This is a genomic window from Microbacterium sp. P26, assembly GCF_023712585.1.
Taxonomy (GTDB): Bacteria; Actinomycetota; Actinomycetes; order Actinomycetales; family Microbacteriaceae; genus Microbacterium; species Microbacterium algihabitans_A.
The window spans coordinates 82,054-108,556 of sequence record NZ_JAMAXZ010000004.1; the positions used below are offsets into that span (position 1 = coordinate 82,054).

A 26,503-nucleotide genomic window follows, 5' to 3' on the forward strand; every position below is an offset into this window, starting at 1 on the left:
TCAGCCCTTCATTCCGCTGGTCGCGATGCCCTCGACGAAGTACTTCTGTCCGAAGAGGAAGACAATCGCGATCGGGACGACCGACATGGTGAGCCCGGCGAACAGCAGGGCGTAGTTGGCGTCGTACAGGGTGCTCACGAAGCTCTGGAGCCCCAGCTGGATGGTCCACAGGTCGGGGCTGCGCAGGTAGATGAGCGGCCCCAGGTAGTCGTTCCACGTGTTCACGAAGGTCAGCAGCGTGAGGCTCGCGATCGCGGGGATCGACAGGGGCAGCATGATGCGCGCCCAGATGCCGTACTCGCTCAGCCCGTCGAGCCGCGCGGCCTCGGAGAGGTCTTCGGGGATGGTGTCGTAGTACTGCTTCATCAGGAACACCCCGAAGGCGCCGAACGCCTGGATCAGGATGATCGCCCAGAGGGTGTTCGAGACCTTGGCGTTGGAGAGCAGGATGAACTGCGGAATCATGTACGACTGCCACGGCACGGCGATCGTGCCGATGTAGACGAGGAACAGCACGTCGCGGCCGGGGAAGCGCATGCGCGAGAACCCGTATGCGGCGAACGAGCCGGTCAGCACCTGCAGGAAGGTGACGACCACCGCGAGCACGAGCGTGTTGCGGATCCACGTCAGCATGCCGGACTGCGTCCAGATGTCGACGTAGTTGCTCCACACCCACGTCTCGGGGAACCACTTCACGGGGGCGCTGAAGACGTCGTTGGGCGTCTTGAGCGAGCTCATGATCATCCAGAAGAACGGCATGAGCAGCGCCACCGCCGCGAGGATCATCACGGCGTAGCCGACGACGCGGCCGATGCGGCGCGCGGGGCGCTTCGCCCCCGCGACGGGACGACGGCGCGGCGGCTTGGCCCCCGCGGTGACGAGCGTGCGGGTGGCGTCGGGAACGAGGAGGTCGGTCATCAGGCGTCCCGCTTCTTGTTGATGAAGAACTGCACGAGGGTCACCACGATGCAGAGGAGGAAGAGCACGATGGAGGCCGCCGAGGCGTACCCGAACTGGTTCTCCTGGAAACCCTTCTGGTAGATGAACTGCGACAGCACGAGGGTCGACTGGCCGGGCCCGCCCTGGGTCATCACCAGGATCAGATCGAAGATCTTGAACGAGTTGATGGTCAGCATCACGGTGACGAAGAAGGTCGTCGGGCGCAGGCACGGCAGCGTGACGTTGACGAAGCGCTGCCAGACGTTGGCTCCGTCGACGCGGGCGGCCTCGTGCAGCTCGCGCGGCACGGTCTGCAGGCCCGCGAGGAACAGGATCATGTAGTAGCCCATGTCGCGCCACGTGCTGATGATGACGACGGCGGGCATCGCCCACTCCGACGAGGTGAGCCACCCCGGCGGGTTCTGCAGGCCGAAGAACCGCAGGATCTCGTTGATGGGCCCGTACTCGGGGCTGAAGAGCAGGTTCCAGACGACCGCGATCGCGACGATCGAGGTGATGTAGGGGAAGAACGCGGCGGTGCGGAAGAAGGCGACCCCGCGCAGCTTGTTGTTCAGCAGCAGGGCGAGTCCCAGCGCGACGATCATCGTCAGCGGGATGTGCAGAGCGGCGTAGTACAGCGTGTTGAACAGCGCGATGCGGAAGCTGCCGTCGCCGAGGAGTCGCTGGAAGTTCGCGATCCCGACGAACGCGGACGACCCGAAGACGTTCCAGTTCGTCATCGACATGTAGAACAACGTCACGACGGGCACGAGCGTGAGGGCGGCGAACCCCACGAAGTTGGGGAGGATGAAGCTCCACCCGATGAGGGTGCTGCGCAGCGTCAGACGGGAGCGGCTCCGCGGCCGGTCCGGCCCGGTCTTCGGCGCCCGCTTGCGGGTGTCGGCGATGGTCGCCATGGTGTCTCCAGGTCTCGAGGGGATCTCAGGGGTGGCCGGCCCGGGAGCGGACCGGCCACCGGGGGGGGTGGCGTCAGCCGACGCCGACCTCGCTCTTCACGCGGTCCTGAGCCGTCTTGATGGCGTCGTCGATCGACGTCGACCCCGACATCACGGCGGTGTGCAGGTCGAGCAGGATGTTCTGCACGGCCGCGGTCTTGGCCGAGGTGGGGTTCTCGGGCTTGGTGTCGTGCGTCGACCAGGCGAACTTCGACAGATCGTCGCTCGGGGCGCCCTTCACGGCGAAGTACGTGTCGGCGACGGAGTCGCTCGTCAGCGCGGGAGTGATGCCCAGACCCGCGAGCACCTGGGCGCCGTCTTCACCGGCGGCGAAGGCGAGGAACTTCTTCGCGGCGGCGAGCTTGGTGGCATCCGCCGCCTTGTTCACGGCGAAGCCGGTCGGGTCGCCGAAGGTCACCGGGGTCTCAGAGGTCCCCGTCGTCGAGGAGTCGAACTGCGGGATCGGCGCGAAGCCCCACGAGAAGGCGTCGGCCTCACCCTTGGCCTGCTGGGCGATGAGGGTCGCGACGTACCAGGTGCCCATGGGCATCATCGCGGCGGACTGCTTGCCGAACTCGGCCTGGTAGGTCAGCTTGTTGGCGGTGACGGTGTTGTACTCCACCTGCGCGCCCGCCGACTGCAGGTCGAGCACGCGCTCGTAGTACGGCTTCAGGTAGTCGTACTCGCCGTCGAGGATGTTCACGTCGGGGGTCTGCGCGTTGGCGAAGCCCTGGACGGTGGACTGCCAGCTGTGCTGGTAGGTGCCGAGGGCGGCGGAGCCGGCGGCGCCGAGCTTGGTGGTGAGCTCCTTCGCGGCCTTCTCGTAGTCGTCCCACGTCCACGACCCGTCGGGTTCGGCGACGCCGGCCTGGGTGAAGAGGTCCTTGTTGTAGAAGAGCACCCACGAGTCCTGGCGGTAGGGCACCGCCCACGTCGCGCCGTCGACCTGGAACGCGCCGGCGCCGCCGATGCCGTCGGGCAGGCTCACGTCGGAGACGTCGGCGAGCTGGTTGCCGGCCTGGTAGGTGATGAACGACTTGAGGTTCTTCTGCGTGATGATGTCGGGACCGGTGCCTGCGGCGAGGTCGGCCGTCATCAGGGTGTCGTAGTTGGTCGCGTCGTATTCCTTGACCTCGACGGTGATGTCGGGGTTCTCCTCGTGGAACTTGTCGGCGAGGGCCTGGAACTCCGGCGTCGTGCTGAGGCTCCAGCCCGACATCGACAGGGTGACGGGGCCCGACTCGGCGGGCGCCTCGGACGATCCGCCGCTGCAGGCGGTCAGCGACAGGGCGGCGACGATGCCCACCCCGGTCGCGACGATGATCTTGCGCTTCATGCGTGCTGCTCCTTTGCGATTGCGTTCCGGGCGCCGCTTCGGGCCCGAGAGTGCCGGTGCGCCCTACGGGAGGCTCCGGAGTCTGTGAGGGGGGTGCGCGTGCGCAGCCCGTCGGGCCACGTCACCAGCGCGGTCCCCGTGGTCTCGTCGAGGTCGAGGCTCGCGACGGTCTCGACCGGCTCGGCGGCCAGCGAGACGAGAGCCGCGAAGGGGACGCCGATGCGCGCGTCCCACGAGAGCACCGGCACGGCCGCGACGACGCCCAGCGGGCTGGCGTCGCGGCGGACGACCACCTGCGAGGTCGCGTCGTCGACCAGGGCCCGGATGCCGGAGACCCGGCCGTCCGCCTGGGCCTGGGCGCCGCCCGTCGAGGTGGAGTGCGCGGGGTCGGCGGCCGCGATCGGCCACCCGCCCATGCGGAGGCGGAGGCCGGAGGCCTCGAGGCCATCGGCGAGCGCGTCGAGGATCGCGATGCGGATCTCCCACGGGCCGCGCACGAGGGAGTGCACGCTCATGCGGCCCGCCGAACGGATCACTCCCGCGAGCCCCGCGCCGTGGCGGTGGCCGGTGGGCGAGGGGTCGACCCAGTGCACGTCCGACGCGCTCGAGGCGATGCCCACGCCGTCGACGACGCGCGCGCCGAGGGGCTCGAGCGCGGTGCGGTGCGTGGCCCGCCCCGCGGCGTCGACCAGTACGGCGGACTGCTCGAGCGGCTCGGTCCACGCGAGGTCGTCGAGCAGGGGCGAGGTGGCCGTCGAGTAGCCGATGCGGGCGTACAGGGGCGAGTCCGCGGTGCGCGCGCCGGGGAGCGCCTTGTCGGTGCCGTGGTTGACCACGCGCACGATGCCGTCGGAGCGGGTGCCCGAGACGATCCACCCGGCCGCGTCGATCGCGCGCAAGTCGTCGCCCTCTTCGACGGGCAGCGGCTCGTCGGCGGCGTTCCAGACGGGGTGCTCGGCGGGCAGGCAGATACCGAGCAGGCCTTTGACCGCCCAGTACGGCGAGCCGGGGCCGGAGTACGACTGCGCGAGCGCACGCCACGGGCCGTGCCACCCGAGGGTGAGCACGCCCGCGGCATCCGGAGCCCCGTTCGCGGTGAAGTGGTCGATGATGCGCGCGGCGGCTCCGCGCAGACGGCCCGCGCTGGTCGAGGGAACCTCGGCCAGGACACCGACCCAGAAGGGTGCGGCGGCGGCGAAACGGTAGATGAGGCTGCGGCCCTGCAGCAGGGGGGAGCCGTCGGCGCCGACGAGGTGCAGGGCGTCGAGGAGGAAGCGGTCGAGACGCGCGACGTCTGCGGTGGTGCGGCCGGCGGCGAGCTCGGCGGCCCCGGTCATGCGCGGCCACAGCACGGGGTAGACGTGCAGCGCCCAGCCGACGTAGTGGTCGAAGGCGCGCTCTTCGCCGTCGGCGAGCCAGCCGTCGGTGCGGACGAACGAGTCGTGCCGGTCGAGGTCGGCGGCGATGTCGTCGGCCGACCAGGGGCCCCCGACCGAGCGGAGGAAGGTCTCGACGACGATGCGGAACCAGACCCAGTTGGTCTGCGGATAGGTGTCGTCGCCGACGACGGGCGCGAGATAGGCGATGACCCGGGCGCGGGTGGTCGCGTCGAGCCGGTCCCAGATCCAGGGGCGGGTGAGATCGAGCGCGAGGGCGAGCGAGGCGGCTTCGACCTTGGCCTGCGCGTGCTCGTCGATGCGCACCCAGCGGTCGGGGGCCGAGGGATCGACGCCGGAGCGCACGCCGCGTGCGAAGAAGGCGATGAGGTCGTCGACGCCCTGCCCCTCTGCACCGGCGATGCGCAGGCCCGCGAGGAGGAAGACGCGGGCGAAGCCTTCGAGGCCGTCGACGTCGCGACCGTAGCCGCCCTCGTCGCCGGGAAACTGGATGCGGCCGTGGCCGGGCGTCGCGTGCTCCTGCGCGGCGCCGAGCAGCGCGTCGGCGACGGCGAGCCAGTCGTCGCGTCGACCGCCGGCGAGGCGGGGGAGGGCGTTCATCGCCACGGGTTCTCCTTCGAAGACCGTCGTCCACCCCGAGGGTCGTGAGGTGAACGATGGCGAGCGTATCAACCAAAAAAGAACACCACAACACTTTTCTTGAATGGTACTGATCGTTTATGATCGATTTAGCGGCCCACCCCGCTGAAGGAGACCGATGTTGTTCCCGTCCCCCGCGTTCCGCGGGCCCCTCGCCGAGGCGTTCTCCGCACCCGCCGCCGCGGTGCTGCGCCATGCCGACGACGCCCTCCCCCTCCGCCCGGCGACCGACCGTGCCGCCTGGGCCCCCGGCGCCACTGTCGACGCCCGCGGCATCGATGCACTGCGCGCGACGGCGGAGGCCGAGCGCACCGCCGCGTGGCCGCAGCCGCGGGCGAGCGACGCCGCCCGGGTGCACCGCGACGGCGACCGGACCGCCTGGGAGGACGCCGCCTTCGCCCGCCAGCGCCGACTGAGCCGCGCCGCCGCGATGGCCGCCGTGACCCTCGACGAGACCTGGATCGACGAGGTCGTCGACGGGGTCGTGATGCTGTGCGAGCAGAGCTCGTGGTGCTGGCCCGCGCACGACGACACGTTCCGCGTGCACGGAGCCGTGCTCGCCACCGTCACCGACCCGTTCGTCGACCTGGGCGCGGGAGAGATCGTGGCGCAACTCGCCTGGATCGACCACCTGCTCGGCGCGGCCCTCGACGATCGCGCCCCGGGCCTGCGCGCCCGCGTGCGGCACGAGGCCCGCACGCGCATCTTCGAGCCCTTCGTGCGACGGCGCGACTGGCACTGGATCGGGCTCGACGGCGACGTGCACAACTGGAACCCGTGGATCCACGGCAATATCGTCGTCGCCGCGCTCCGCCTGCTCGACCAGCCCGACGAACGGGAGGAACGGGCGGCGATCATCGCCCTCGCCGTCGAAGGACTCGACCGCTACGTCGCCTCCCTCCCCGCCGACGGCGCGATCGACGAGGGCTACGCCTACTGGTGGAACGGCGCCTGCCGCGCCCTCGAGGTGCTCGACGTGCTCGCCCACGCCACCGACGGGGCCTGGGACGCCACCGGCATCGGGGCCCTGCGCGAGACCGTCGCCTTTCCGCACCGCAGCCATCTCGGCGGCGACTGGTACGTCAACCACGCCGACGGGCAGGCGCGCCCGCCCGCGGACCAGCCTTGGCACGCTCTGCACCGCGCGGCGCGCCGGTTCGGCGACGCGGATGCCGCCGCCCTCGCCGCCTCGCATCGTCACCCCGCCGCGCCGGCCGCGACCGAGCGGGAGGGCCTCGGACGCCTGTTGCGCGGACTGACCGACCCGGACTGGCTCGCGGCGGCTCCGACTCGGGCGCCCCTCCCCCGCGACGTGTGGCTCCCCTCGACCCAGGTCTTCCTCGCCCGCGAGAGCGCGGGAACTCCGCGCGGACTGACGCTCGTCGCCAAGGGCGGCCACAACGGCGAGCACCACAACCACAACGACGTCGGCTCGTTCGTCGTCGCGGTCGATGGCGTGCCGGTCATCGTCGACGCCGGGCGCCCCACCTACACCGCGGCCACCTTCGGTCCCGACCGCTACGACATCTGGACGATGCAGAGCGCGTGGCACAACGTGCCCGTCGTGCGCGGCACGGGTCAGCCCGCGGGGGCGGATGCCGCGGCCCGCGACGCCGCAGCCGTGATCGGCGACGGCCGGTCGGTCTTCTCGGTCGACCTGGCCGGGGCGTACCCCGGAGCCGGGCTCGCCGAATGGCGACGCCGCGCCGAGCTCGACCGCGATGCCGCACGCGTCGAAATCACCGACGACTGGCGGTTCGACGACGGCGCCTGGACCAGCGATGACACGGTGCTGCACCTCATCGTCGCCGGCGACGTCGACCTCGACGCCGGCTCAACGCTCGTCCGCCCGATCGCAGACGGCCGCCCGGTTCGCGTGCGGTGGCCCGACGGCATCGACGCGCGCGCCGAGGTGCGCGATCTCGACGACCCCCTGCTCACCGAGGTGTGGGGACCGCGACTCACGCGCCTCGCCCTGCCCCTGGCATCCCGCACCACGCTCCGGCTCACGGTAGAACTGGACACACCGACCGAGGACTCCCCATGACCGACACCACCCCGCACGCGCCCCTGGCCGCCGAGCGCCGCGCCCACATCGTGAGCGCCCTGCGCACCGAGGGAGCCGTGCGCATCTCGCAGCTGACCGAAGACCTCGGTGTGGCCACCGTGACGCTGCGGCGCGACCTCGCCCAGCTCGAGAAGGAGGGCGTGCTGCGCCGCGTGCACGGCGGCGCCGTGCCCGGCGAAACCGCGCCCGCTCGGTCAGCGCGCGACGCCGACGGCGCCGACACCGCTGTCGGCTCGATCGCCGTGCTGGTCCCCTCACTGGCCTACTACTGGCCCGGGGTGGTGCGGGGCATGGAAGATGCGGCCGGCCGACTCGGGTACAAGATGCTGCTGCGCGGCGCCTCGTACGAGCTGCAGGACGAACGCCCCGTGCTCGAGCGCCTGGTCGCCGGCGGCGACGTGCGCGGGTTGATCGTCGCGCCCAACACCGACACCGCCCACGCCCGCGACGTCATGGCCTGGCTCGCCGACTGCCCGGTGCCCAGCGTGCTGGTCGAGCGTGACGCCGTGCTCGAGCCCGGCGGGACGCCGATGGAGTCGGTCACCACCGACCACGCCCTCGGCGCCCTGCTGGCCGCGCGTCACCTCGCCACCCTCGGGCACCGCAAGGTGGGACTCATCCTGTCGCGTCACTCCCCCACCTCGCGCAAGATCGCGCGCGGCTGGCAGACGGCGTGCGAGGAGCTGGAGCTCACGCCGGCCGATCACTTCGAGCAGACCCTGCCCGACCGCACGAGCCCCGACTTCTCCGCCGTCGTCAACGCCACGCTCGACTCGGCGCTCGCCACGGGGGTGACGGCTCTGCTCGTGCACTCCGACCCCGAGGCGATGGCCTTCGTCGACCTGGCCCTGACCCGCGGCATCTCGGTGCCCGACGACCTGTCGATCATCGCGTACGACGATGAGGTGGCGCAGTTGTTCACGCCCGCTCTCACCGCCGTCAGCCCTCCGCGCGCGAGCGTCGGCGAGGCGGCGGTCGAGCTGCTGGCCCGGCGCATCGCGGAGCCCGATCGTCCCGTGCACCGCGTGCAGCTCAGCCCGCGCCTGAACATCCGCGCCTCGACGGCGGCCCCGCGATCATGACGGGCCCCGCGGCCCACGACTTCTCGCCGTGGACGTTCCCCGGCGCCGCGTCACCTGCCGAACAGCGGCGCCAGAGCGCGCACCTCGACGAGCTGCGCACCGCGCACCCGGGGTGGTCGCTGGGCGACGAGGTGTTCGTGTCGGAGCACGCCGGGGTGGATGCCGACGAGCTCACCCTCGGCGACCGCTCGTACATCGCGACGGGGGCGTACCTCACCGGGTCGGTGCGGATCGGTGCCGATTGCTCGATCAACCCGTACACGGTCGTGCGCGGCGACGTGCAGCTCGGCGACGCGGTGCGCGTGGGGGCGCACACCTCGATCATCGGGTTCAACCACTCGTTCGAGCCCGGGGTGGAGGTCTTCCGGCAACCGTTGACCTCGCGCGGCGTGCGCATCGGCTCCGACGTCTGGATCGGCTCGCACGTCGTGGTGCTCGACGGCGTCTCGGTCGGCGACCACGCGGTGCTCGCGGCGGGGGCGGTCGTGACGAAGGACGTTGCCGCGGGCGCGATCGTGGGCGGCAATCCCGCCCGGCTGCTGCGGTGGCGCGTGCAGCCGGCATCCGCTGCGCCCTCTCTGCACGACGACCTGCGCCGGTTCGCCGACACCGCGCGCGCCGACCTTCCCGCGATCCTCGCGACACGCGCCACCGACGACGGCTTCCGCGATCGCACGGGCGCCGCCTCGTCGCTGCGGGCACTGTGCGACGCGGTCGAGCTGAGCGATCTGCTGACGGCTGGGCCTCCGCCGGGCGGCTCGCGCGACGAATGGGTCGAGCGCATCGCGGGGCAGCAGCGACCGCACACGGGATTGATGACGGATGCCGCCTCACTCTGGGACGACCCCGACGCGGCCTACGGCGTGCTCAGCGCGGGGTACGCCCTCGATCTGCTGGGCGCCGGGTTCCGGCATCCGTTCCTCGACGTCGCCGACGACGCGGCCGCCGTCGTCTCGCGTCTCGACGACCTGCCGTGGACCGACGATCCCTGGCGGGCCGGCCATCACGTCGACGCGTTCGGCACCGCCCTGCGGTGGAGCCGCCGGCGCGGCGACCGGGTCGCCCCCGGCACGGCGGAGGCCCTCTTCGGGTGGCTCGCCCTGCGCGCGGATCCCGGCACCGGCATGTGGGGCTCCGCCCGGCCCGACGAGGGACTGCGGCTGCTCGTCAACGGCTTCTACCGCGCCTCGCGCGGGACCCTCGCCCAGTTCGGTGTCGCGCCCGCCCACCCCGAAGCCGTCATCGACACGGTGCTGCGCCACGCGCGCGACGACCGGTGGATGCGCCCCGACCGCCGCGACGCGTGCACGGTGCTCGACATCGCCCACCCCCTCTGGCTCACCCGGCAGACGGGCTACCGCCGCACGGAGGTGCGCGAGCTCGCGGGCGAGCTGCTGCGCCACGCGCTCACCGGCTGGTGCGACGGCGCCGGCGCGGCGTTCCGCCTCGACGCCGACGACCCGGGGCTGCAGGGCACCGAGATGTGGCTCGCCATCGTCTGGTACCTCGCCGACCTGCTCGAGGCCTCCGACGCCCTGGGCTATCGCCCGCGCGGGGTGCACCGGCCCGAGCCCGCGCCGCTCTGAGGACGCCTCGCAACGCCGGAACGCGCGTGAGGCGCCAAGATCTGTCGCCTGCGGGCACCCCGAAGCGACAATTCTTGGCGCCTCACGCGCTCGAACGTCGCGGGCCGGAGCTCGCGCGCACGACCAGCGAGGTCGGAACGAGGGTGCGGGCGTGCTCGCCGCCCGACCCCTCGATGTCGGCGATCAAGGCGCTCATGGCCTCTTCGCCCACGCGCTCGAAACGCTGCCGCACGGTGGTCAGCGGGGGCCAGAAGTTCGCGGCCTCGGGCATGTCGTCGAAACCGACCACGCTGACCTCGCCCGGCACGTTCCGGCCCGCCTCGTGCAGGGCGCGGATCACCCCGAGCGCCATCTGGTCGTTCGCGGCGAACACCGCCGTCACCTCGGGTCGCTGCGCGAGATCGGCGCCGATGCGATGGCCGGACTCCGCGGTCCAGTCGCCGATCAGCACGTCGGGCACGCGGCATCCGCGTGACTCGAGGGCGGCACGCCACGCGACGCGGCGACGCTCGGCGGCGAACGACTCGAGCGGGCCCGACACGTGCCAGACGCTCTCGTGGCCCAGGTCGAGCAGGTGCTCGGTGGCCAGTCGCGCGCCTTGCGCCTGGTCGTTGTCGACGACCGCGTAGGGATAGTCGGCGCTGGAGTCGACGACCACGACCGGCAGCCCCGAGGGGATCGACAGCTCGTTCTCGCCGAGGCGGTGCGTCTCGATGAGGATCACGATGCCGTCGACGGCGTGTTCGCGCAGGCGCAGGAACGCCCCCGACACGTCGGACTGCGACGCGGAGTGCAGCGTGATGAGGGTGATGGAGTATCCGGATGCCGCGGCCACCGACGCGAGGGCGTCGAGGGTGCGCGTGTTGCCGTAGGAGCTGAGCGAGAACATGATCACGCCGATGCTGCGGAAGCGCCCGGAGCGCAGCGCCCGCGCCGCGCTGTTGGGGCGGTAGCCGAGGGTCGCCATCGCATCGAGCACGCGCTGCCGGGTGTCGGGATCGACGTTGGTGCGACCGTTCGCCACGCGCGAGACCGTCTGGCCCGAGACGCCCGCGGCCACGGCCACATCGGCCATCGACACTTCGCGGCGGCGCCCGCGCGGCGGGATCGCGGGCGACGTCGTCGTCGTCTCGCTCATTCGGGCCCCCTCTGGGATGTTGACGTTGACACCCTAGCGTGGACCGGGTTATGTTTACGTCAACATCCGAGCCACCCCCGACCCGGATGCGCACCAATGAAGAGGCACCGGACGATGACGACCACCGCGGCACCCCCGCCCGCCCTGCGCTCCCCGAAGCGCAAGCGGCGCTCCCGTATCGACGACCGCGGCTGGCTGTTCGTGGCACCGTTCGCGCTCGTGTTCGCGCTGGTGTTCCTCGCCCCGCTCGCGTTCTCGATCTACCTGAGCCTGTTCCGCGACCAGCTGATCGGCGGCAACGCCTTCGTCGGCCTCGACAACTACGTCACCGCCCTCGGCGACGAGAAGTTCTGGGACGGCCTGGGGCGCGTCGCGATCTTCCTCGTCGTGCAGGTGCCGGTCATGCTGCTGCTCGCGCTGGCCGCGGCGCTCGCCATCGACAGCGCGCGCCTGCACGCCGCCGGCTTCTACCGCATCGTGATCTTCCTGCCCTACGCCGTGCCCGCCGTCGTCGCGGTGCTGATGTGGGGATACATCTACGGCGACCAGTTCGGCTTGACGCGCAACCTCAATGACCTCCTCGGCGGCAACGTCGTACAGCCGTTCGTGCCCGAGTGGATGCTCGTGTCGATCGGCAACATCGTCACCTGGCAGTTCGTCGGCTACAACATGCTGATCTTCTACTCGTCGCTGAAGACGATTCCGAACGAGTTGTACGAAGCGGCATCCATCGACGGCGCCGGAGCGTGGCGCACCATCTTCTCGATCAAGATCCCCGCGGTCCGTGGCGCGATCGTCATCGCCACGATCTTCTCGATCATCGGCAGCTTCCAGCTCTTCAACGAGCCGAACATCCTCAAGCCCCTGGCCCCGAACACGATCTCGACGTTCTTCACTCCGAACATGTACGCGTACAACCTCTCGTTCGCCGGCCAGCAATACAACTACGCGGCCACGATCGCCATCATCATGGGCATCATCACGGCCGTCATCGCCTACGTCGTGCAGCTGCGCGGCTCACGTCAGGAGGCGCGATGACCACCGCGACCGCACCCCGCACCGACACCGTCAGCGTGACCGCCCCCGCGGCCCGCCGCCCCCGCGGCTTCGCCCGCAGCTCCACACCGCGTAGCAAGAAGTCGGTCGTGCTGAGCATCGTGATGGGCCTGTACCTGCTGTACACGCTCGTGCCGCTGGCCTGGCTGCTCATCAACGCCACCAAGACCCAGCCCGACCTGTTCACCACGTTCGGCCTGGGCCCGGGCAACAGCTTCGCCCTGTTCGACAACATCGCCGCGACCCTCACCTACCGCGACGGCATCTTCGTGCGCTGGCTCGGCAACACGCTGCTCTACGTCGTCGTCGGGGCGGGCGGTGCGACGCTGCTGGCCACCCTCGCCGGCTACGGACTGGCGAAATACAACTTCCGCGGTCGCAAGGCGGTCTTCGCGGTCGTGCTCGGCGCGATCGCCGTGCCCGGAACCGCGCTGGCGGTGCCGACCTTCCTGCTGTTCAGCCAGCTGGGGCTCACCAACACCCCGTGGGCGATCATCATCCCCTCGCTCATCAGCCCGTTCGGTCTGTACCTCATCTGGGTCTACGCCTCGGACGCCATCCCCACCGAGCTGCTCGAGGCCGCGCGCATGGACGGCGCGGGCGAGTTCCGCACCTTCTTCACCATCTCGATCCGGCTGCTGACCCCCGGCATCGTCACGGTGCTGCTGTTCGCCGTCGTCGCGACCTGGAACAACTACTTCCTCCCGCTGATCATGCTGAGCGACCCGGCCTGGTACCCGCTGACCGTCGGCCTCAACCAGTGGAACGCCCAGGCGACCGGCGTCGGCGCCCAGCCGATCTACAACCTCGTCATCACCGGGGCCCTGCTGTCGATCATCCCGATCGTCGCCGCGTTCCTCGTGCTGCAGCGCTTCTGGCAGTCGGGCCTCAGCGCCGGCAGCGTCAAACAGTGACCCCCTGACTCCCTTCCCCGCGGCATCCGTTCCGGGTCGCCGCACCTGCACCCGCACCACATCCACAACAACGAAGTAGAGGAATCCGATGACATTCATGCGCAAGGGATCCGCCGCGCGGCGGGCCGTCTTCGCCGTCGCCGCCACCGCCCTGTCGGTGGGCGCGCTCACCGCGTGCTCGGGAGGCGGCGCCGGGGGCGGTGCCGCCGGCTCGGCCGACGACATCGAGAAGGCCCTCGAGGCCGGCGGCGAGATCACGTACTGGTCGTGGACCCCCTCGGCCGAGGCGCAGGTCAAGGCCTTCCAGGAGAAGTACCCCGAGGTCAAGGTCAACCTCGTCAACGCGGGCACCAACACCGACGAGTACACCAAGCTGCAGAACGCCATCAAGGCCGGCTCGGGCGCCCCCGACGTCGTGCAGATCGAGTACTACGCCTTCCCGCAGTTCGCCCTCTCCGACTCGCTGCTCGACCTGTCGTCGTACGGCTTCGGCGACCTCTCGGGCGACTACAGTTCGGGGCCGTGGAACTCGGTGCAGTTCGACGGCAAGATCTACGGCCTTCCGCAGGACTCGGGCCCCATGGCCCTGTTCTACAACAAGGAGGTCTTCGACCAGTTCGGCATCTCGGTGCCCACCACGTGGGACGAGTACTACGCCGCAGCGCAGAAGCTGCACGCCGCCGACCCGTCGAAGTACATCACCTCCGACACCGGCGACTCCGGCTTCGCCACGAGCATGATCTGGCAGGCCGGCGGCACCCCCTTCACAACCTCCGGCACCGACGTGACCGTCGACCTGCAGGACGAGGGGTCGAAGACCTTCGCCGACAACTGGAACCGTTTCATCGAGGGCGGTTTGCTCGCCGACACCCCCTCATGGAGCGACGAGTGGTTCAAGGGCCTCGGTGATGGCTCGATCGCCTCGCTCATCACGGGCGCCTGGATGCCCGGCTCGCTCGAGGCCTCGGTTCCCGAGGGCTCCGGCAAGTGGGCCGTCGCGCCCATCCCGACCTACGACGGCACGCCTGTCACTGCCGAGAACGGCGGCGGCGGTCAGGCCGTGGTCAAGCAGAGCAAGAACCCCGCTCTCGCGGCCGGCTTCCTGAAGTGGCTGAACAACGACGAGGAGAGCATCAAGATCTTCGCCGAGTCGGGCGGCTTCCCCTCCACCACCGCTCAGCTGAGCGACCCCGCGTTCGTCGACCAGGCCTCGGACTACTTCGGCGGCCAGAAGATCAACGAGGTGCTCACCCAGGCCTCGAGCGAGGTCCGCGAGGGCTGGAGCTACCTGCCCTTCCAGGTGTACGCGAACAGCATCTTCAGCGACACGGTCGGCCAGGCCTACGCCAACAAGAGCGACCTGAACGCGGGTCTGACGACCTGGCAGGACCAGCTCGTGCAGTACGGCAACGACCAGGGCTTCTCGGTCAACAAGTAAGCAATCCCTCGGGGCGGGTCGCAGCGATCGCCTGCGGCCCGCCCCTTCTCACGCCAGGAGAGACTCGAATGACCTCCCCCACCCGCATCTCGGTCGACCGCACGGCCCTCGGAGCCAAGGTCCCCCGCCGCCTGTTCGGCTCGTTCGTCGAGCACATGGGTCGCTGCGTGTACGACGGCATCCACTCCCCCGAGCACGCGACCGCCGACGCGAACGGCTTCCGCGCCGACGTGCTCGAACTCGTGCGCGAGCTCGGCGCCACCGTCGTGCGCTACCCCGGCGGCAACTTCGTCTCGGGCTACCGGTGGGAAGACGGCGTGGGCCCCCGTGGCCAGCGCCCCGTGCGCCTCGAGGCGGCGTGGCACAGCACCGAGACGAATCAGGTCGGTCTGCACGAGTTCGCCGAGTGGGCGGATGCCGCGGGGCTCGAGGTGATGGAGGCCGTCAACCTCGGCACGCGCGGGGTGGCCGAGGCCACCGATCTGCTCGAGTACGCCAACCACCCCTCCGGGACCGCGCTCAGCGACCGCCGCCGTGAGAACGGCCGCGAAGAGCCCTTCGGCATCCGCCTGTGGTGCCTCGGCAACGAGATGGACGGCCCGTGGCAGATCGGCCACAAGACCGCCGACGAGTACGGCCGCCTCGCCGCCGAGACCGCGCGCATGATGCGCTTCCTCGATCCCTCGATCGAGCTGGTCGCCGCGGGCAGCTCCAATCACGAGATGCCGACGTTCGGCGCGTGGGAGCGCAGTGTGCTGCGCCACACGGCGGGCCTGGTCGACCACATCTCCGTGCATGCGTACTACGAGGAAGACCCCTCCGACCCGGCGAGCTTCCTCGCCAGCGGCGCAGCCCTCGACCGTTACATCGGCGAGGTCGCCGACATCATCGACGAGGTCGGTGCGACCACCCCCAGCGGCGGCACGATCGGCATCAGCGTCGACGAGTGGAACGTGTGGAACCAGACCCGCTGGAACGAGGTCGACAAGCCGCGCGTGTTCACCGGTGACTGGCCCATCGCCCCGCGCCTCATCGAAGACGACTACACCGTCACCGACGCGGTCGTCGTCGGTTCGCTGCTCATCACGCTCATCCGCCGGTCCGACCGCGTCTCGATGGCGAACCTCGCGCAGCTGGTCAACGTCATCGCGCCGATCCGCACCGAGCCCGGTGGCGGCGCCGCCTGGCGGCAGAGCACGTTCCACCCCTTCGCCCTGACGGCCCCGGCCGCCACCGGTCGGGTCGTCCACCCCCGCGTCGAAGGAACCACGATCGACACCGCCCGCCACGGCACCGTCGACGCGGTCGACGCCGTGGCCACCGTCGACGGCGACGCCGTGTCGGTGTTCCTCGCGCACCGCGCCCTCGACGCCGCGACCCCCGTCGAGCTCGACCTCGGCGGCGTCGCCGACGTCGAGGCGGTCGTGGTCACGATCCCCGAGGGCGGCGACCGCCACACCACCAACTCCGCCGACGGCGAGCCCGTCTCACCGGCGACCCTCGCGGTCGAGACCGGCTCCGACGGCATCCTGCGCTTCACCCTCCCCGCCCTCGCCTGGGTGCGCCTGACCGCGCGCCTCATCGACTGACCCGAAAGACACCGTGACGACTTTCTCCATCGGCGAGACCGACTTCCTGCTCGACGGGAAGCCCCACCAGGTCATCTCCGGAACGCTTCACTACTTCCGCATCCACCCCGAGCACTGGGCCGACCGCATCCGCACGGCCAAGGCGATGGGGCTGAACACCATCGAGACCTACGTCGCGTGGAACGCGCACGAGCCGGTGCGCGGCGAGTGGGATGCCACCGGGTGGAACGATCTGGGCCGCTTCCTCGACCTCATCGCCGAAGAGGGCCTGCACGCGATCGTGCGCCCCGGCCCCTACATCTGCGCAGAGTGGCACAACGGCGGGCTGCCCGTGTGGCTGACCTCGACGCCGGGCATCGGCATCCGTCGCTCCGAACCCCAGTTCGTCGAAGCGGTCACGGAGTACCTCCGTCGTGTGTACGAGATCGTGGCCCCACGCCAGATCGACCGTGGCGGCAACGTCGTGCTCGTGCAGATCGAGAACGAGTACGGCGCCTACGGCTCCGACAAGGACTACCTGCGCGAGCTCGTGCGGGTGACGAAGGACGCCGGCATCACGGTGCCGCTGACCACCGTCGACCAGCCGATGCCGTGGATGCTCGAGGCCGGAAGCCTGCCCGAACTGCACCTCACCGGCTCGTTCGGCTCGCGCAGCGCGGATCGCCTCGCCACCCTCCGCGAGCACCAGAGCACCGGACCGCTGATGTGCAGCGAGTTCTGGGACGGGTGGTTCGACTGGTGGGGCAGCATCCACCACACGACCGACCCCGCGGCATCCGCCCACGACCTCGACGTGCTGCTCGCCGCCGGCGCCTCGGTGAACATCTACATGGTGCACGGCGGCACGAACTTCGGCACCACGAACGGCGCGAACGACAAGGGCCGCTACGACCCCATCGTCACCTCCTACGACTACGACGCGCCGATCGACGAGTCGGGTCACCCGACGGCGAAGTTCCACGCGTTCCGCGAGGTCATCGCCAAGTACGCGCCCGTGCCCGACCTCGTGCCCGAGCCCCGGCCCGACGCGCCCGTCTTCGAGGTCGCCCTGTCGGGCGAGGGCGAGTGGATGCCGGCATCCACCGGTCCCGTCTCGCCCGCTCCCGCGACCTTCGAGCAGCTCGCGCACCTCGGCCCCCTCGTGCGCTACGACGTCGACCTGCCCGCGTTCTCGGGCCCCGCGGCGGTGGTGTTCGACGAGGTGCGCGACCTCGCGTGGGTGCACGTCGACGGCACTCCCGTCGGTCGCCTGTCGCGCGCGCTGCACGAGCGCGCGCTGACGATCCCCGCCGGTTCGCGGTTGACGGTGCTCGTCGAGGACCAGGGCCGGGTGAACTACGCCGACCGTCTCGGCGAGGCGAAGGGACTGATCGGCGCGGTCACCCTGAACGGCGAACCGCTCACGGGCTGGACCGCGACGCCGATCGACCTCGACACCGTCGAAGGCGCCGGCACCGGCTCGATCGGCCGGGCGTTCCTGCGCGGATCGTTCGACCTCGACGCCCCCGCCGACCTGTTCCTCGACACCACGGGGTGGGGCAAGGGCTTCGCCTTCGTCAACGGCTTCTTCCTCGGCCGCTACTGGAACACCGTGCCGCAGAACACCCTCTACGTGCCCGGCCCCGCGACCCGCGCCGGGGCGAACGAGATCGTCGTGCTCGAGCTCGAGCACGCGGTCGAACCCGTCGCGCGCTTCGTCGCCGCCCCGTCGCTCGGGCAGCGCGAGGAGTAACAGGTCACGAGAACAGGCGCATGCGCCGAGAACAGGCCGGTCCCGCGCGGATCGGCCTGTTCTCGTCGCGCTTCCTGTTCTCGTCGCGCGACCCGCGCGCAGGACACCTGCGCAGGAGCAGGATGGGGGCATGACGATGGCCCCCTGGCTCCGCTCGCTCCCCTCCCTCACCGGGACTCCGCCGACCCCGGATGCCGAGCCCCTCCCCGACCAGCCGTGGGAGCTGTTCGAGCGGTGGATCCGCCAGGCCGTCGACGCCGGCGTCGCCGAGGCGCACGGTGCCACGCTCGCGACGGTCGACGCCGACGGCATCCCGGACGCCCGCACGCTGATCCTCAAAGACCTCGGACCCGACGGGTGGGCCTTCGCCGGGCCACGCGCCTCGGCGAAGGCAGCGCAGCTCGCCGCTCACCCGGCCGCGGCGCTGACCTTCTGGTGGCCGGCGGTGCTGCGCTCCGTCCGCGTGCGCGGGCGCGTGGTGGAGGCCTCGGCCGAGGAGTCGGCGGCGGATCTCGCCGCACGCTCGGCCGCCGCGCGCGACGGCATCGGCCCGGGCGACTGGGTGCTGTGGCGCCTGGTCGCCGATCGCGTCGAGTTCTGGCAGGGCGCTCCCGACCGCAAGCACCGCCGCACGATCTACCGTCGCACCGACGGCGGCTGGCAGCTGACCTCCCCCGAGAGCGAGAACCGATGAGCGACTACGAGATCACCGAGATCGGCGGGCTCGACGCCTGGCGCGACCACTTCGGCGGGTTCGCCCCCGCCCGCTCACGCGACGGGCGCCGCGTGGTCGACCACGAGCTGACGATGCAATTCATCGGCATGACCGCGAACGCCCTCGCCCCGGGCGAGGAGGCCGGGTACTGGCACACGCACTCCCGCGTCGAAGAGCTGTACGTGTTCCTCGAGGGCCGCGGCCAGATGGGCCTCGACGACGACGTGGTCGACGTCGGCCCGGGCAGTGTCGTGCGGGTCGGGCAGGATGTCTGGCGCACCTGGCGCGCGCTGCCCGAGAGCGACGGCGAACTGCGCTGGCTCTGCATCCGCGCGGGCGGCGAGGCCCTCCCCCGCATCCCCGACGACAGCACCCGCGACCCCGAGCGGCCGATGCCCTGGGGCCCTACGGCCTGAAAGATCCGGATGCCGCGGCGCACGGCATCCGGCGGGTACGAACGCTCTGCCCGGCTGGCGAGGCCGGTCACCCAGAATGTCCCCGCCGTCGCATTATGAGTAAGTCGTCTACTCATAATGAAGCATCGACCGATTATGAGTAACGAGGACGCCGCCACGGCACCGCCGCAGGTCGGCCCGTGGCCTGCGGTCGGCAGCGAGGAGCTGTCGTGGACGCCCTCTGTCCCGCCGCGCACGTCGCTCGGGCCGAGGCTCTATAGCGACGAGATCCTCGATGCCATCGATCGGTTCGTCGACCGGGCCGGACGGCGTCAGAGAGTGACATGAGATCGGCCGGATGCCGCGGCCTCGGCGCACGGCATCCGGAAGTGCCCTCTGATCGGGAGCGTCACTCCGTCACGGGCACCGGCTCCGCGGCATCCGGAGTCTTCGCCCCGAGCGAGGGGCTCGTGAAGCGCGCCCGCCCGATCACCACGGCAGCGGCGACCATGAGCGCGGCCCCGAGCACATAGGGCGCGGCGTGGGCGACGTGGGCGTAGAGCAGGCCCGCGACCAGCGGGGCGACCGTTCCGACCGCGGCGTTCAGGGATTGCGCGGCTCCGGCGATCCAGCCCTGCTCGTCGTCGCCGACGGCGTTCGAGAGCAGACCGTCCATCGTGGCCTGAGCCGCACCCTGGCCCGCCGCGAGCGTCAGAGCACCGACGACGAACAGCCACGGCTGGGCGAAGAGCGACGCGACCCCGGCGAGGGCGACGAGCCCGACCGCCTGGGTGACGATGCCGCTGACCACGACGCCCCGCTCGCCGATGCGCGGTAGCAGGAAGCCGAGCAGCACGCCCTGGATCGCGATGTCGATGATGCCGACGCACGCGGTGAGCAGGCCGATCGCGGTGGGGGTCCACGAGATGGCGTCGAGCGCGAGGACGCTGAAGTTGTTGACGAAGAACCCGAACGGCAGTCCCACGAGGATCAGGCCGATCATGATCCCGCGCAGCTCGGGCCGGCGGAAGACGCCGCGGAACACCGCGAAGGGATGCACCGCCCGCAGGTCGAGCGAGGTGATGCGTTTGTTCGGAGCGAGACTCTCGGGCAGCAGGAAGATGCTGAGGATCGCGACCGTCAGGGCGAGGCCCGCGGTGACGAAGACGGGCAGGTCGACGTCGATCGCGGCGAGGGTGCCGCCGAGGGCGGGGCCGACCATCGTGCCGATACCGGCGGTCGCGCCGAGCACGCCGAAGCGACGTGCGCGCTTGTCGGGCGGGGTGATGTCGGCGAGATAGGCGAAGAGGGCGGGAAGGTCGCCGGCGGTCACGCCCTGCACGATGCGGCCGAGCAGCAGCACCCAGAGCGCCCCGCCGATGCCGAAGAGCAGAAAGCCGAGGGCGGCGCCGAATCCGGCGACGATGATCACCGGTCGGCGACCGAAGCGGTCGGAGATGCGCCCGAGGAAGGGGGCGACGAGGAAGGCGCAGAGCGCGTTGACGGTTTCGAGGATGCCGACCCAGACGGCCAGATCGGCCGGGTTCGACACGTAGCGGAGCACGACGAAGGGCAGCACGGGCAAGACGACGGTCATCCCGGCGGTGGTCAGCGTCGTGATGACGACGAGCATGATCCAGGAGCGGCGGCCCTGCTGAGGGGAAGGAGAAGGTGAAGTCACGCCGTAACTGTACTCGTACCAGTTTCATTGTCAATACAGTTTCTGATCAATACCGGTAGACTGCCTCCATGAGCACAGACGTCGGCCGCCGAGAGCGCAAGAAGGCCGCCACCCGCAAGGCCATCTCCGATGCCGCGACGCTGCTCTTCGTCGAGCGGGGCTTCGACGAGGTCAGCATCCGCGAGGTCGCCGACGCCGCCGATGTGTCGCCGACCACCGTCTTCGCGCATTTCCCGCAGAAGGAAGCGCTCGTCTTCGACGAAGACGACGCCCAGCGCGACCTGCTCGTGGGCGCCGTGCGCGACCGCGCCCCGGGCACCTCGGTGTCGGACGCTCTCCGCGAGCTCTACCGGCGCGAACTCATCGGCTTGGCCTTCGACCCCACGGGCGAGCACCGCCGGCAGTTCATGAAGCTGATCACCGAGACGCCCGCCCTGCACGATTACGCCTCGCGCATGTGGCTCCGCCACGAAGACGCGCTCGCCCTGGCGATCGCCGAGACGACGGGGCAGAGCGCACCGGATGCCGAGACCCGGGTCTACGCACGCATGGTGCTGCAGCTGCAGATCCTCGCGTTCGAACACGACGACGCCGCGGAGACGATCGAGGCGGGCTTCCGCATCCTTGAGCGGGGATGGCGCGAGCCGCGCTGACGCCGGCCCGGAGGGCGTTTGGGGCGGATTCCGTGGTTCGGGGCGGACAATTCACGCCCCGAACTGCAGATCTCGCCCCAAGCCTGGAATCGGGGACGTGCGGCGAGAGCGTGCGCCGGCGCCGCTAGACCGAGGCGCGCCAGACGATCGGGGCGTCGAGCAGGATGCCGCCGGCATCGGCCACGCCACCCGACAGCTGCAGCAGCACGGCCTCAGCCGCGGCGGCACCCAGCCCCTCGGCGGGTTGGTCGATCGTGGTGAGTGGAGGGTCGGTGCGCACCGCCCATGCGCTGTCGTCGAAGCCGACCACTCCGACGTCGTCGGGCACGCGGCGGCCGGCGGCCCGCAGAGCCTGCACGGCGCCCGCGGCCACGGCATCCGAGGCGCCGAACACCGCGTCGATGTCGGGGGCGCGCTCGAGAAGGCGCCGCATGCCGGCCTCTCCGTCGGCGAAGGCGTAAAGCGGCACGGGCTCGACCAGTGACTCGTCGAAGTCCTCGCCGAGTGCCTCACGGAAGCCGGCGAGCCGGTCACTGCCGGAGTCGCGGTCGAGGGCGGCGGCGATCATGCCGATGCGGCGACGCCCCGACGCGCGGACGCGTTCGGTGATCGCGCGCGCGGCGCCCAGGTTGTCGATGCCGACCCAGGGGCGGCGGATGCCGGGAGGGTGGCCCACGTAAGCGACGGGGAGTCCGAGGCGCTCGACCACGTCGGTGATGGGGTCGTGGTGACGCGCGGAGACGATGACCGCGCCGTCGACGAAGCCGCCGCTGAGGTAGCGCGCGACCCGCTCGGTGTCGCGGTCGGTGTCGATCACGAGGCACACCATCTGGTAGTCGGCCTTCGACAGGGCGGTGTTGGCGCCCAGCAGGATGCCGCCGATGTTGGGGTCTTCGAGGAAGAGCGAGTGCGGCTCGTGCACGATGAAGCCGACGGCCTGCGTGCGCTGGCGCACGAGCGTGCGGGCGGCGTTGTTCGGCACGTAGCCGACTTCGCGGATGGCCGTCTGGATGGCCTCGCGAGCGTGTTCCGAGACGTAGCCGCCGTTCAGGACGCGGCTGACCGTGCCCCTCGACACCCCGGCGGCACGGGCCACGTCGTGCACGGTGCTGCGCCGGCGCCCGGGCGGAGGAGGCGTCATGTCGTCAGCCTATCGGGGCGTGCGAGTTGACGATCCACCGCGCTCCGTGTCACCATGTGCACGTTCACACATTTGCGCCCTCATCTCAGGTGCGTGCGTGTGTGCACGTTCACAGAACCACGCAAAGGAGCGCCTCCCGGATGCTTGCCGTCGACCATCTGGCCCCGTTCGATCGCGACAGCGATCGCGCGACCGACCCGACCCGCGCGAGCGACCGTCTGGCCGAGCTGACCCGCGAGGGTCTCGTCTTCGGCTGCGACTACAACCCCGAGCAGTGGGATCGCACCGTCTGGGACGACGACATGCGCCTCATGGTGGAAGCGGGCGTCGGGCTCATCGCGATCAACATCTTCGGCTGGTCATGGATCAACCCCGCGCACGGGGAGTGGGACTTCGCCGAGCTCGACGAGGTCATGGACCTCGCCCACTCCCACGGCATCCGGGTCAACCTCGGCACCGCGACCGCCTCCCCCGCCCCGTGGGTGACCACGCGGCATCCGGAGATCCTGCCCGTGACCGCCGACGGCACGCGCCGTTACCCCGGCGGACGTCAGGCCTACTGCCCCAGCTCGCCGATCTTCCGCGGATACGCCGCCGAGCTCAGCCGCCGTGTCGTCGAGCGCTACGCCGACCACCCCGCGCTCGCGATGTGGCACGTGTCGAACGAGCTCGGCTGCCACAACGCGCTCTGCTACTGCGACGCCAGCGCGGTCGCGTTCCGCGAGTGGCTCGAGGCCCGCTACGGCACGGTCGCCGCCCTCAACACCGCGTGGGGCACCTCGTTCTGGAGCCAGCGCTACAGCGCGTGGGACCAGATCCTGCCGCCGATGGCCGCGCTGTCGCTGCGCAACCCCGCGCAGCTGCTCGACTTTCAGCGCTTCTCGTCCGACCAGCAGCTCGAGCTCTACCGTGCCGAGGCGCGCGTGATCCGCGAGCGCAGCTCCGCACCGGTCACGACCAACTTCATGGTCACCGCGCACATCCGCGCCCTCGACTACTTCTCGTGGGCCGCTGAGATGGACGTCATCGCGAACGACCACTACCTCGACCGGCGCCTGCCCGACCCGCTCGCCGAGCTGTCGTTCGCGGCCGACCTCACGCGCGGCCTCGCCGACGGCGCCCCCTGGCTGCTCATGGAGACCTCCACCGGCGCGGTCAACTGGCAGCCGCACAACCTCGCCAAGGGCGAGGGCGAGCTGCTGCGCAACGTCGTCTCGCACGTCTCGCGCGGTGCCGACGGCATCTGCTTCTTCCAGTGGCGCGCCTCGGCCCAGGGCGCCGAGAAGTTCCACTCGGCCCTGCTCCCCCACGCCGGCACCGACACCGCCCAGTGGCGGAGCGTGCTCGAGGTGGGTCGCACCCTGCGCCGCCTGCAGCCGATCGCCGGGACACGGGTGGCCTCGGATGCCGCGGTGCTCTTCGACTGGGAGAGCTGGTGGTCGATCGAGAACGAGGGTCGTCCGAGCGAAGACCTCCGCTACCTCGACCAGGTGCACGCCGCGCACGCGGCCCTGGCAGCCGCCGGCATCTCGACCGACGTGGTCTCGGCCTCCGCCGACCTGTCGGCCTACCGCCTGGTCGTCGTGCCGGCGCTGCACCTCGTTCGCGACGCCGACGCCGACGCGATCGCGCGCTTCGTCGAAGACGGCGGCACCGCCGTGATCACCTTCGCGAGCGGCATCGTCGACCAGGACGACCGGGTGCGCCTCGGCGGCTACCCCGGTGCGTTCCGCGACCTGCTCGGCATCGTGTCGGAGGAGTTCTCGCCCCTCGGCCCCGGCCAGGTCGTCGCCCTCGACGACGGCACCACCGGCACGGTCTGGTCGGAGCGCCTGCGCCCCGTCGACGCCGAGGTCGATGCCCGCTTCGTCGACGGTCCCGCCGCGGGCCTGCCCGCCCGCACCCGCCGCGAGGTGGGCGCCGGGTCCGCCTGGTACCTCGCCACCCTCCCCGCCGCCGCGGCCTACCGCGACCTGCTGTCGCGGGTCGCCCAGGGCGCCGGCATCCGCACCGTCGACGCTCTCCCCGGGGTCGAGATCGTCCGCCGCGCGAGCGACGACCGCTCGTTCGTCTTCGTCATCAACCACACCACCGAGTCGGTCCAGATCGCAGCGCACGGGCGCGATGCGATGACCGACGAGGCCGTCGACGGCACCGTCGTCGTCGCCGGCGGTGCCGTCCGCATCATCGAGGAGGCCTCGTGACCACCACCGTTCCCGCCCCGACGCGCGCCGCGCGCGAGAGCGCACCGCGGCCGCGACGCCCGCGGGTGCCGTTCAAGAGCGCGATCCTCATCCTGCTCGCGCCCTTCTCGGTGCTGTTCGTGCTGTTCTACGTGCTGCCGATCATCTTCGCGATCGTCCAGTCGCTGCTCGTGGTGCGCCGCGAGGGCACCTTCGGCAAGGCCGAGCTCGTCTTCGGCGGCCTGTCGCAGTACGTCCAGGTGTTCCAGAACGAGGCGTTCTGGTCGTCGATGCTGCGCATGCTCGCCTTCGGCGTCGTGCAGGTGCCGGTCATGCTCGGTCTCGCGTTGATCTTCGCCCTGCTGCTGGACTCGCCGCTGCTCAAGGGCAAGCGCTTCTTCCGCCTGGCGTTCTTCGTGCCCTACGCCGTCCCCGGCGTCATCGCCGCGATCATGTGGGGCGCGCTGTTCTCGCCGAACCTCTCGCCCTTCACCGCGCTGACCAAGAACGTCGACTTCCTCGGCGCCGACCTCGTGCTGTGGTCCATCGCGAACGTCGTGACGTGGGTCTACGTCGGCTACAACATGCTGATCATCTACTCGTCGCTGCTGTCGATCCCCAGCGAGATCTACGAGGCCGCCCGCCTCGACGGCGCCGGGCAGTTTCGCATCGCATGGTCGATCAAGATCCCGCTGGTGCGCCCCGCGATCGTGATGACCGCGATCTTCTCGATCATCGGCACGCTGCAGCTGCTCGCCGAGCCCCAGGTGTTCCGCTCCTTCAGCTCGGCCGTCACGAGCACCTTCACCCCCAACATGACCGTCTACGCCACGGCATCCATCCCCAACGCCAATCTCGCCGCCGCGTTCTCGGTGGTGCTGGCCGTGACCACCTTCGTGCTGTCGTTCGGCTTCATGAAGTGGATGCAGAAGAAGGGCAACGCATGAGCGCCGTCACCACCCCCCGCCCCGCTCGCAGCCCCCGTTCGGGCTCCTCGCGTCCGGCCGGCATCCGCTCGGGCGCCGTGCGCGAACCCCTCGTCTCGCGCACCTCGGCGATGCTGGTCATGGCCGTGTTCACGGTCTACTTCCTGCTGCCGCTGTGGTGGCTGCTGGTGGCCTCGAGCAAGAGCACGGGCGACATCCTCACCACGAACCCGCTGTGGTTCGCCGACATGCGCCTGTTCTCGAACATCGGCGACCTGTTCGCCTACCGCGACGGCATCTTCTTGCGCTGGCTCGGCAACTCGCTGCTGTACGCCGGTCTCGGCGGTGCGGTCGCGACGCTGCTGGCCGCGATGGCGGGCTACGCCCTGGCGAAGTACCGCTTCCCGGGTCGCGAGCTGGTGTTCGACGTCGTGCTCGGCGGCGTGCTGGTGCCGGCGACCGCCCTGGCTCTGCCGTTGTTCCTCATCTTCAGCCAGGTGCAGCTGACCAACACCTTCTGGGCCGTGTTCCTGCCCTCGCTGGTCAGCCCGTTCGGGGTCTACCTCGCGCGCATCTTCGCCGCCTCGTCGGTGCCCGACGAACTGCTCGAGGCCAGCCGCCTCGACGGTGCCGGCGAGATCCGCACGTTCTTCACCGTGAGCCTGCGTCTGATGAGCCCCGCGCTGGTCACGATGTTCCTCTTCCAGTTCGTCGCGATCTGGAACAACTTCTTCCTGCCGCTGATCATGCTGCGCAGCGAAGAGCTGTTCCCCGTGGTCTTCGGCCTCTACGGCTGGAACAACCAGCTGAACCAGATCCCCGAGCTCCGCGGACTCGTGCTGATCGGCGCCCTGCTGTCGGTCATCCCCCTCATCGTCATCTTCCTGCTCCTCCAGCGCTTCTGGCGCAACGGTCTCGGGACCGGCGCCCTGAAGTAAA

The 26,503-nt window shown here is 70.6% G+C and carries 22 protein-coding genes; 15 read left to right on the forward strand and 7 right to left on the reverse strand.

All coding sequences use genetic code 11. The features are described 5' to 3' along the window. The 4 genes from M3667_RS09665 to M3667_RS09680 form a co-directional block, all read right to left on the reverse strand. Nucleotides 1-918: a carbohydrate ABC transporter permease gene (locus tag M3667_RS09665; protein ID WP_251507634.1), complete on the reverse strand. Its 918-nt coding sequence runs from the start codon at nt 916-918 to the stop codon at nt 1-3. Then, nucleotides 918-1,856, reverse strand: coding sequence for a carbohydrate ABC transporter permease (locus tag M3667_RS09670; RefSeq protein ID WP_144834610.1), 939 nt, complete (start codon nt 1,854-1,856; stop codon nt 918-920). Before M3667_RS09670 ends, M3667_RS09665 begins: the two co-directional genes overlap by 1 nt. 73 nt (nt 1,857-1,929) lie before the next feature. Further along, on the reverse strand, nt 1,930-3,231 hold the full coding sequence (locus M3667_RS09675; RefSeq protein ID WP_251507636.1) for an ABC transporter substrate-binding protein: 1,302 nt from the start codon (nt 3,229-3,231) through the stop codon (nt 1,930-1,932). Continuing rightward, entirely contained in the window at nt 3,228-5,228 is a 2,001-nt protein-coding gene (locus M3667_RS09680; protein WP_251507934.1) for a DUF2264 domain-containing protein, read from the reverse strand. The genes M3667_RS09675 and M3667_RS09680 overlap by 4 nt, the downstream gene beginning before the upstream one ends. A gap of 157 nt (nt 5,229-5,385) precedes the next feature. Between M3667_RS09680 and M3667_RS09685 the strand changes: the two genes are divergently transcribed. Genes M3667_RS09685 through M3667_RS09695 form a run of 3 tightly spaced genes read left to right on the forward strand, consistent with a single transcriptional unit; the run spans nt 5,386 to nt 10,003 of the window. Continuing rightward, nucleotides 5,386-7,314 carry a heparinase II/III family protein gene (locus tag M3667_RS09685; protein WP_251507638.1) on the forward strand — a complete coding sequence of 643 codons (1,929 nt, stop codon included), beginning with the start codon at nt 5,386-5,388 and terminating at the stop codon, nt 7,312-7,314. Further along, nucleotides 7,311-8,417: a substrate-binding domain-containing protein gene (locus M3667_RS09690; RefSeq protein WP_251507640.1), complete on the forward strand. Its 1,107-nt coding sequence runs from the start codon at nt 7,311-7,313 to the stop codon at nt 8,415-8,417. The genes M3667_RS09685 and M3667_RS09690 overlap by 4 nt, the downstream gene beginning before the upstream one ends. After that, entirely contained in the window at nt 8,414-10,003 is a 1,590-nt protein-coding gene (locus tag M3667_RS09695) for a DapH/DapD/GlmU-related protein (RefSeq protein WP_251507642.1), read from the forward strand. Before M3667_RS09690 ends, M3667_RS09695 begins: the two co-directional genes overlap by 4 nt. A gap of 82 nt (nt 10,004-10,085) precedes the next feature. Here M3667_RS09695 and M3667_RS09700 read toward each other — a convergent pair whose 3' ends face one another. Continuing rightward, the gene (locus M3667_RS09700) at nt 10,086-11,141 is read right to left on the reverse strand and encodes a LacI family DNA-binding transcriptional regulator (RefSeq protein WP_251507644.1); all 1,056 of its coding nucleotides are present in this window, start codon (nt 11,139-11,141) and stop codon (nt 10,086-10,088) included. Between the two features lie 114 nt (nt 11,142-11,255). Here M3667_RS09700 and M3667_RS09705 point away from each other — a divergent pair, with 114 nt between their 5' ends. The 8 genes from M3667_RS09705 to M3667_RS09740 all read left to right on the forward strand — a co-directional run bounded on the left by M3667_RS09705 (nt 11,256) and on the right by M3667_RS09740 (nt 19,328). Next, a complete protein-coding gene (locus tag M3667_RS09705; protein WP_251507647.1) occupies nt 11,256-12,179 on the forward strand; it encodes a carbohydrate ABC transporter permease in 924 nt (307 codons plus the stop codon). 122 nt (nt 12,180-12,301) lie between these two features. Next, entirely contained in the window at nt 12,302-13,111 is an 810-nt protein-coding gene (locus tag M3667_RS09710; RefSeq protein ID WP_154097726.1) for a carbohydrate ABC transporter permease, read from the forward strand. 88 nt (nt 13,112-13,199) lie between these two features. Beyond that, nucleotides 13,200-14,549, forward strand: coding sequence for a sugar ABC transporter substrate-binding protein (locus M3667_RS09715; RefSeq protein WP_251507650.1), 1,350 nt, complete (start codon nt 13,200-13,202; stop codon nt 14,547-14,549). Nucleotides 14,550-14,617: 68 nt separating this feature from the next. Then, nucleotides 14,618-16,138 carry an alpha-N-arabinofuranosidase gene (locus M3667_RS09720; RefSeq protein ID WP_251507652.1) on the forward strand — a complete coding sequence of 507 codons (1,521 nt, stop codon included), beginning with the start codon at nt 14,618-14,620 and terminating at the stop codon, nt 16,136-16,138. A 13-nt stretch (nt 16,139-16,151) separates the two neighbouring features. Beyond that, a complete protein-coding gene (locus tag M3667_RS09725) occupies nt 16,152-17,870 on the forward strand; it encodes a beta-galactosidase (protein WP_251507654.1) in 1,719 nt (572 codons plus the stop codon). A 130-nt stretch (nt 17,871-18,000) separates the two neighbouring features. Continuing rightward, nucleotides 18,001-18,564, forward strand: coding sequence for a pyridoxamine 5'-phosphate oxidase family protein (locus M3667_RS09730; RefSeq protein ID WP_251507656.1), 564 nt, complete (start codon nt 18,001-18,003; stop codon nt 18,562-18,564). After that, nucleotides 18,561-19,001, forward strand: coding sequence for a cupin domain-containing protein (locus M3667_RS09735; RefSeq protein ID WP_251507658.1), 441 nt, complete (start codon nt 18,561-18,563; stop codon nt 18,999-19,001). The genes M3667_RS09730 and M3667_RS09735 overlap by 4 nt, the downstream gene beginning before the upstream one ends. A 135-nt stretch (nt 19,002-19,136) precedes the next feature. Next, nucleotides 19,137-19,328 (forward strand): hypothetical protein, encoded by a 192-nt coding sequence (locus M3667_RS09740; RefSeq protein WP_251507660.1) that lies wholly within the window; start codon nt 19,137-19,139, stop codon nt 19,326-19,328. Nucleotides 19,329-19,389: 61 nt separating this feature from the next. Here M3667_RS09740 and M3667_RS09745 read toward each other — a convergent pair whose 3' ends face one another. Continuing rightward, nucleotides 19,390-20,661 carry an MFS transporter gene (locus M3667_RS09745; protein WP_251507662.1) on the reverse strand — a complete coding sequence of 424 codons (1,272 nt, stop codon included), beginning with the start codon at nt 20,659-20,661 and terminating at the stop codon, nt 19,390-19,392. Between the two features lie 68 nt (nt 20,662-20,729). Here M3667_RS09745 and M3667_RS09750 point away from each other — a divergent pair, with 68 nt between their 5' ends. Then, a complete protein-coding gene (locus tag M3667_RS09750; protein WP_251507664.1) occupies nt 20,730-21,314 on the forward strand; it encodes a TetR/AcrR family transcriptional regulator in 585 nt (194 codons plus the stop codon). Nucleotides 21,315-21,438: 124 nt separating this feature from the next. Here M3667_RS09750 and M3667_RS09755 read toward each other — a convergent pair whose 3' ends face one another. Next, a complete protein-coding gene (locus M3667_RS09755; RefSeq protein WP_251507666.1) occupies nt 21,439-22,455 on the reverse strand; it encodes a LacI family DNA-binding transcriptional regulator in 1,017 nt (338 codons plus the stop codon). Between the two features lie 140 nt (nt 22,456-22,595). Here M3667_RS09755 and M3667_RS09760 point away from each other — a divergent pair, with 140 nt between their 5' ends. Genes M3667_RS09760 through M3667_RS09770 form a run of 3 tightly spaced genes read left to right on the forward strand, consistent with a single transcriptional unit; the run spans nt 22,596 to nt 26,502 of the window. After that, nucleotides 22,596-24,659, forward strand: a complete 2,064-nt coding sequence (locus M3667_RS09760) for a beta-galactosidase (protein WP_251507667.1) — start codon at nt 22,596-22,598, stop codon at nt 24,657-24,659. Continuing rightward, on the forward strand, nt 24,656-25,585 hold the full coding sequence (locus M3667_RS09765) for a carbohydrate ABC transporter permease (protein WP_251507668.1): 930 nt from the start codon (nt 24,656-24,658) through the stop codon (nt 25,583-25,585). Before M3667_RS09760 ends, M3667_RS09765 begins: the two co-directional genes overlap by 4 nt. Next, nucleotides 25,582-26,502: a carbohydrate ABC transporter permease gene (locus tag M3667_RS09770; RefSeq protein WP_222123939.1), complete on the forward strand. Its 921-nt coding sequence runs from the start codon at nt 25,582-25,584 to the stop codon at nt 26,500-26,502. The genes M3667_RS09765 and M3667_RS09770 overlap by 4 nt, the downstream gene beginning before the upstream one ends. Nucleotide 26,503 lies beyond the last annotated feature (1 nt).

What these genes read in the sequence shown, in the direction of transcription:
- M3667_RS09665 (WP_251507634.1), bottom strand. Translation starts at nt 918, where the DNA reads ATGACCGACCTCCTCGTTCCCGACGCCACCCGCACGCTCGTCACCGCG.
- M3667_RS09670 (WP_144834610.1), bottom strand. Translation starts at nt 1,856, where the DNA reads ATGGCGACCATCGCCGACACCCGCAAGCGGGCGCCGAAGACCGGGCCG.
- M3667_RS09675 (WP_251507636.1), bottom strand. Translation starts at nt 3,231, where the DNA reads ATGAAGCGCAAGATCATCGTCGCGACCGGGGTGGGCATCGTCGCCGCC.
- M3667_RS09680 (WP_251507934.1), bottom strand. Translation starts at nt 5,228, where the DNA reads ATGAACGCCCTCCCCCGCCTCGCCGGCGGTCGACGCGACGACTGGCTC.
- M3667_RS09685 (WP_251507638.1), top strand. Translation starts at nt 5,386, where the DNA reads ATGTTGTTCCCGTCCCCCGCGTTCCGCGGGCCCCTCGCCGAGGCGTTC.
- M3667_RS09690 (WP_251507640.1), top strand. Translation starts at nt 7,311, where the DNA reads ATGACCGACACCACCCCGCACGCGCCCCTGGCCGCCGAGCGCCGCGCC.
- M3667_RS09695 (WP_251507642.1), top strand. Translation starts at nt 8,414, where the DNA reads ATGACGGGCCCCGCGGCCCACGACTTCTCGCCGTGGACGTTCCCCGGC.
- M3667_RS09700 (WP_251507644.1), bottom strand. Translation starts at nt 11,141, where the DNA reads ATGAGCGAGACGACGACGACGTCGCCCGCGATCCCGCCGCGCGGGCGC.
- M3667_RS09705 (WP_251507647.1), top strand. Translation starts at nt 11,256, where the DNA reads ATGACGACCACCGCGGCACCCCCGCCCGCCCTGCGCTCCCCGAAGCGC.
- M3667_RS09710 (WP_154097726.1), top strand. Translation starts at nt 12,302, where the DNA reads ATGGGCCTGTACCTGCTGTACACGCTCGTGCCGCTGGCCTGGCTGCTC.
- M3667_RS09715 (WP_251507650.1), top strand. Translation starts at nt 13,200, where the DNA reads ATGACATTCATGCGCAAGGGATCCGCCGCGCGGCGGGCCGTCTTCGCC.
- M3667_RS09720 (WP_251507652.1), top strand. Translation starts at nt 14,618, where the DNA reads ATGACCTCCCCCACCCGCATCTCGGTCGACCGCACGGCCCTCGGAGCC.
- M3667_RS09730 (WP_251507656.1), top strand. Translation starts at nt 18,001, where the DNA reads ATGACGATGGCCCCCTGGCTCCGCTCGCTCCCCTCCCTCACCGGGACT.
- M3667_RS09735 (WP_251507658.1), top strand. Translation starts at nt 18,561, where the DNA reads ATGAGCGACTACGAGATCACCGAGATCGGCGGGCTCGACGCCTGGCGC.
- M3667_RS09740 (WP_251507660.1), top strand. Translation starts at nt 19,137, where the DNA reads ATGAGTAACGAGGACGCCGCCACGGCACCGCCGCAGGTCGGCCCGTGG.
- M3667_RS09750 (WP_251507664.1), top strand. Translation starts at nt 20,730, where the DNA reads ATGAGCACAGACGTCGGCCGCCGAGAGCGCAAGAAGGCCGCCACCCGC.
- M3667_RS09755 (WP_251507666.1), bottom strand. Translation starts at nt 22,455, where the DNA reads ATGACGCCTCCTCCGCCCGGGCGCCGGCGCAGCACCGTGCACGACGTG.
- M3667_RS09760 (WP_251507667.1), top strand. Translation starts at nt 22,596, where the DNA reads ATGCTTGCCGTCGACCATCTGGCCCCGTTCGATCGCGACAGCGATCGC.
- M3667_RS09770 (WP_222123939.1), top strand. Translation starts at nt 25,582, where the DNA reads ATGAGCGCCGTCACCACCCCCCGCCCCGCTCGCAGCCCCCGTTCGGGC.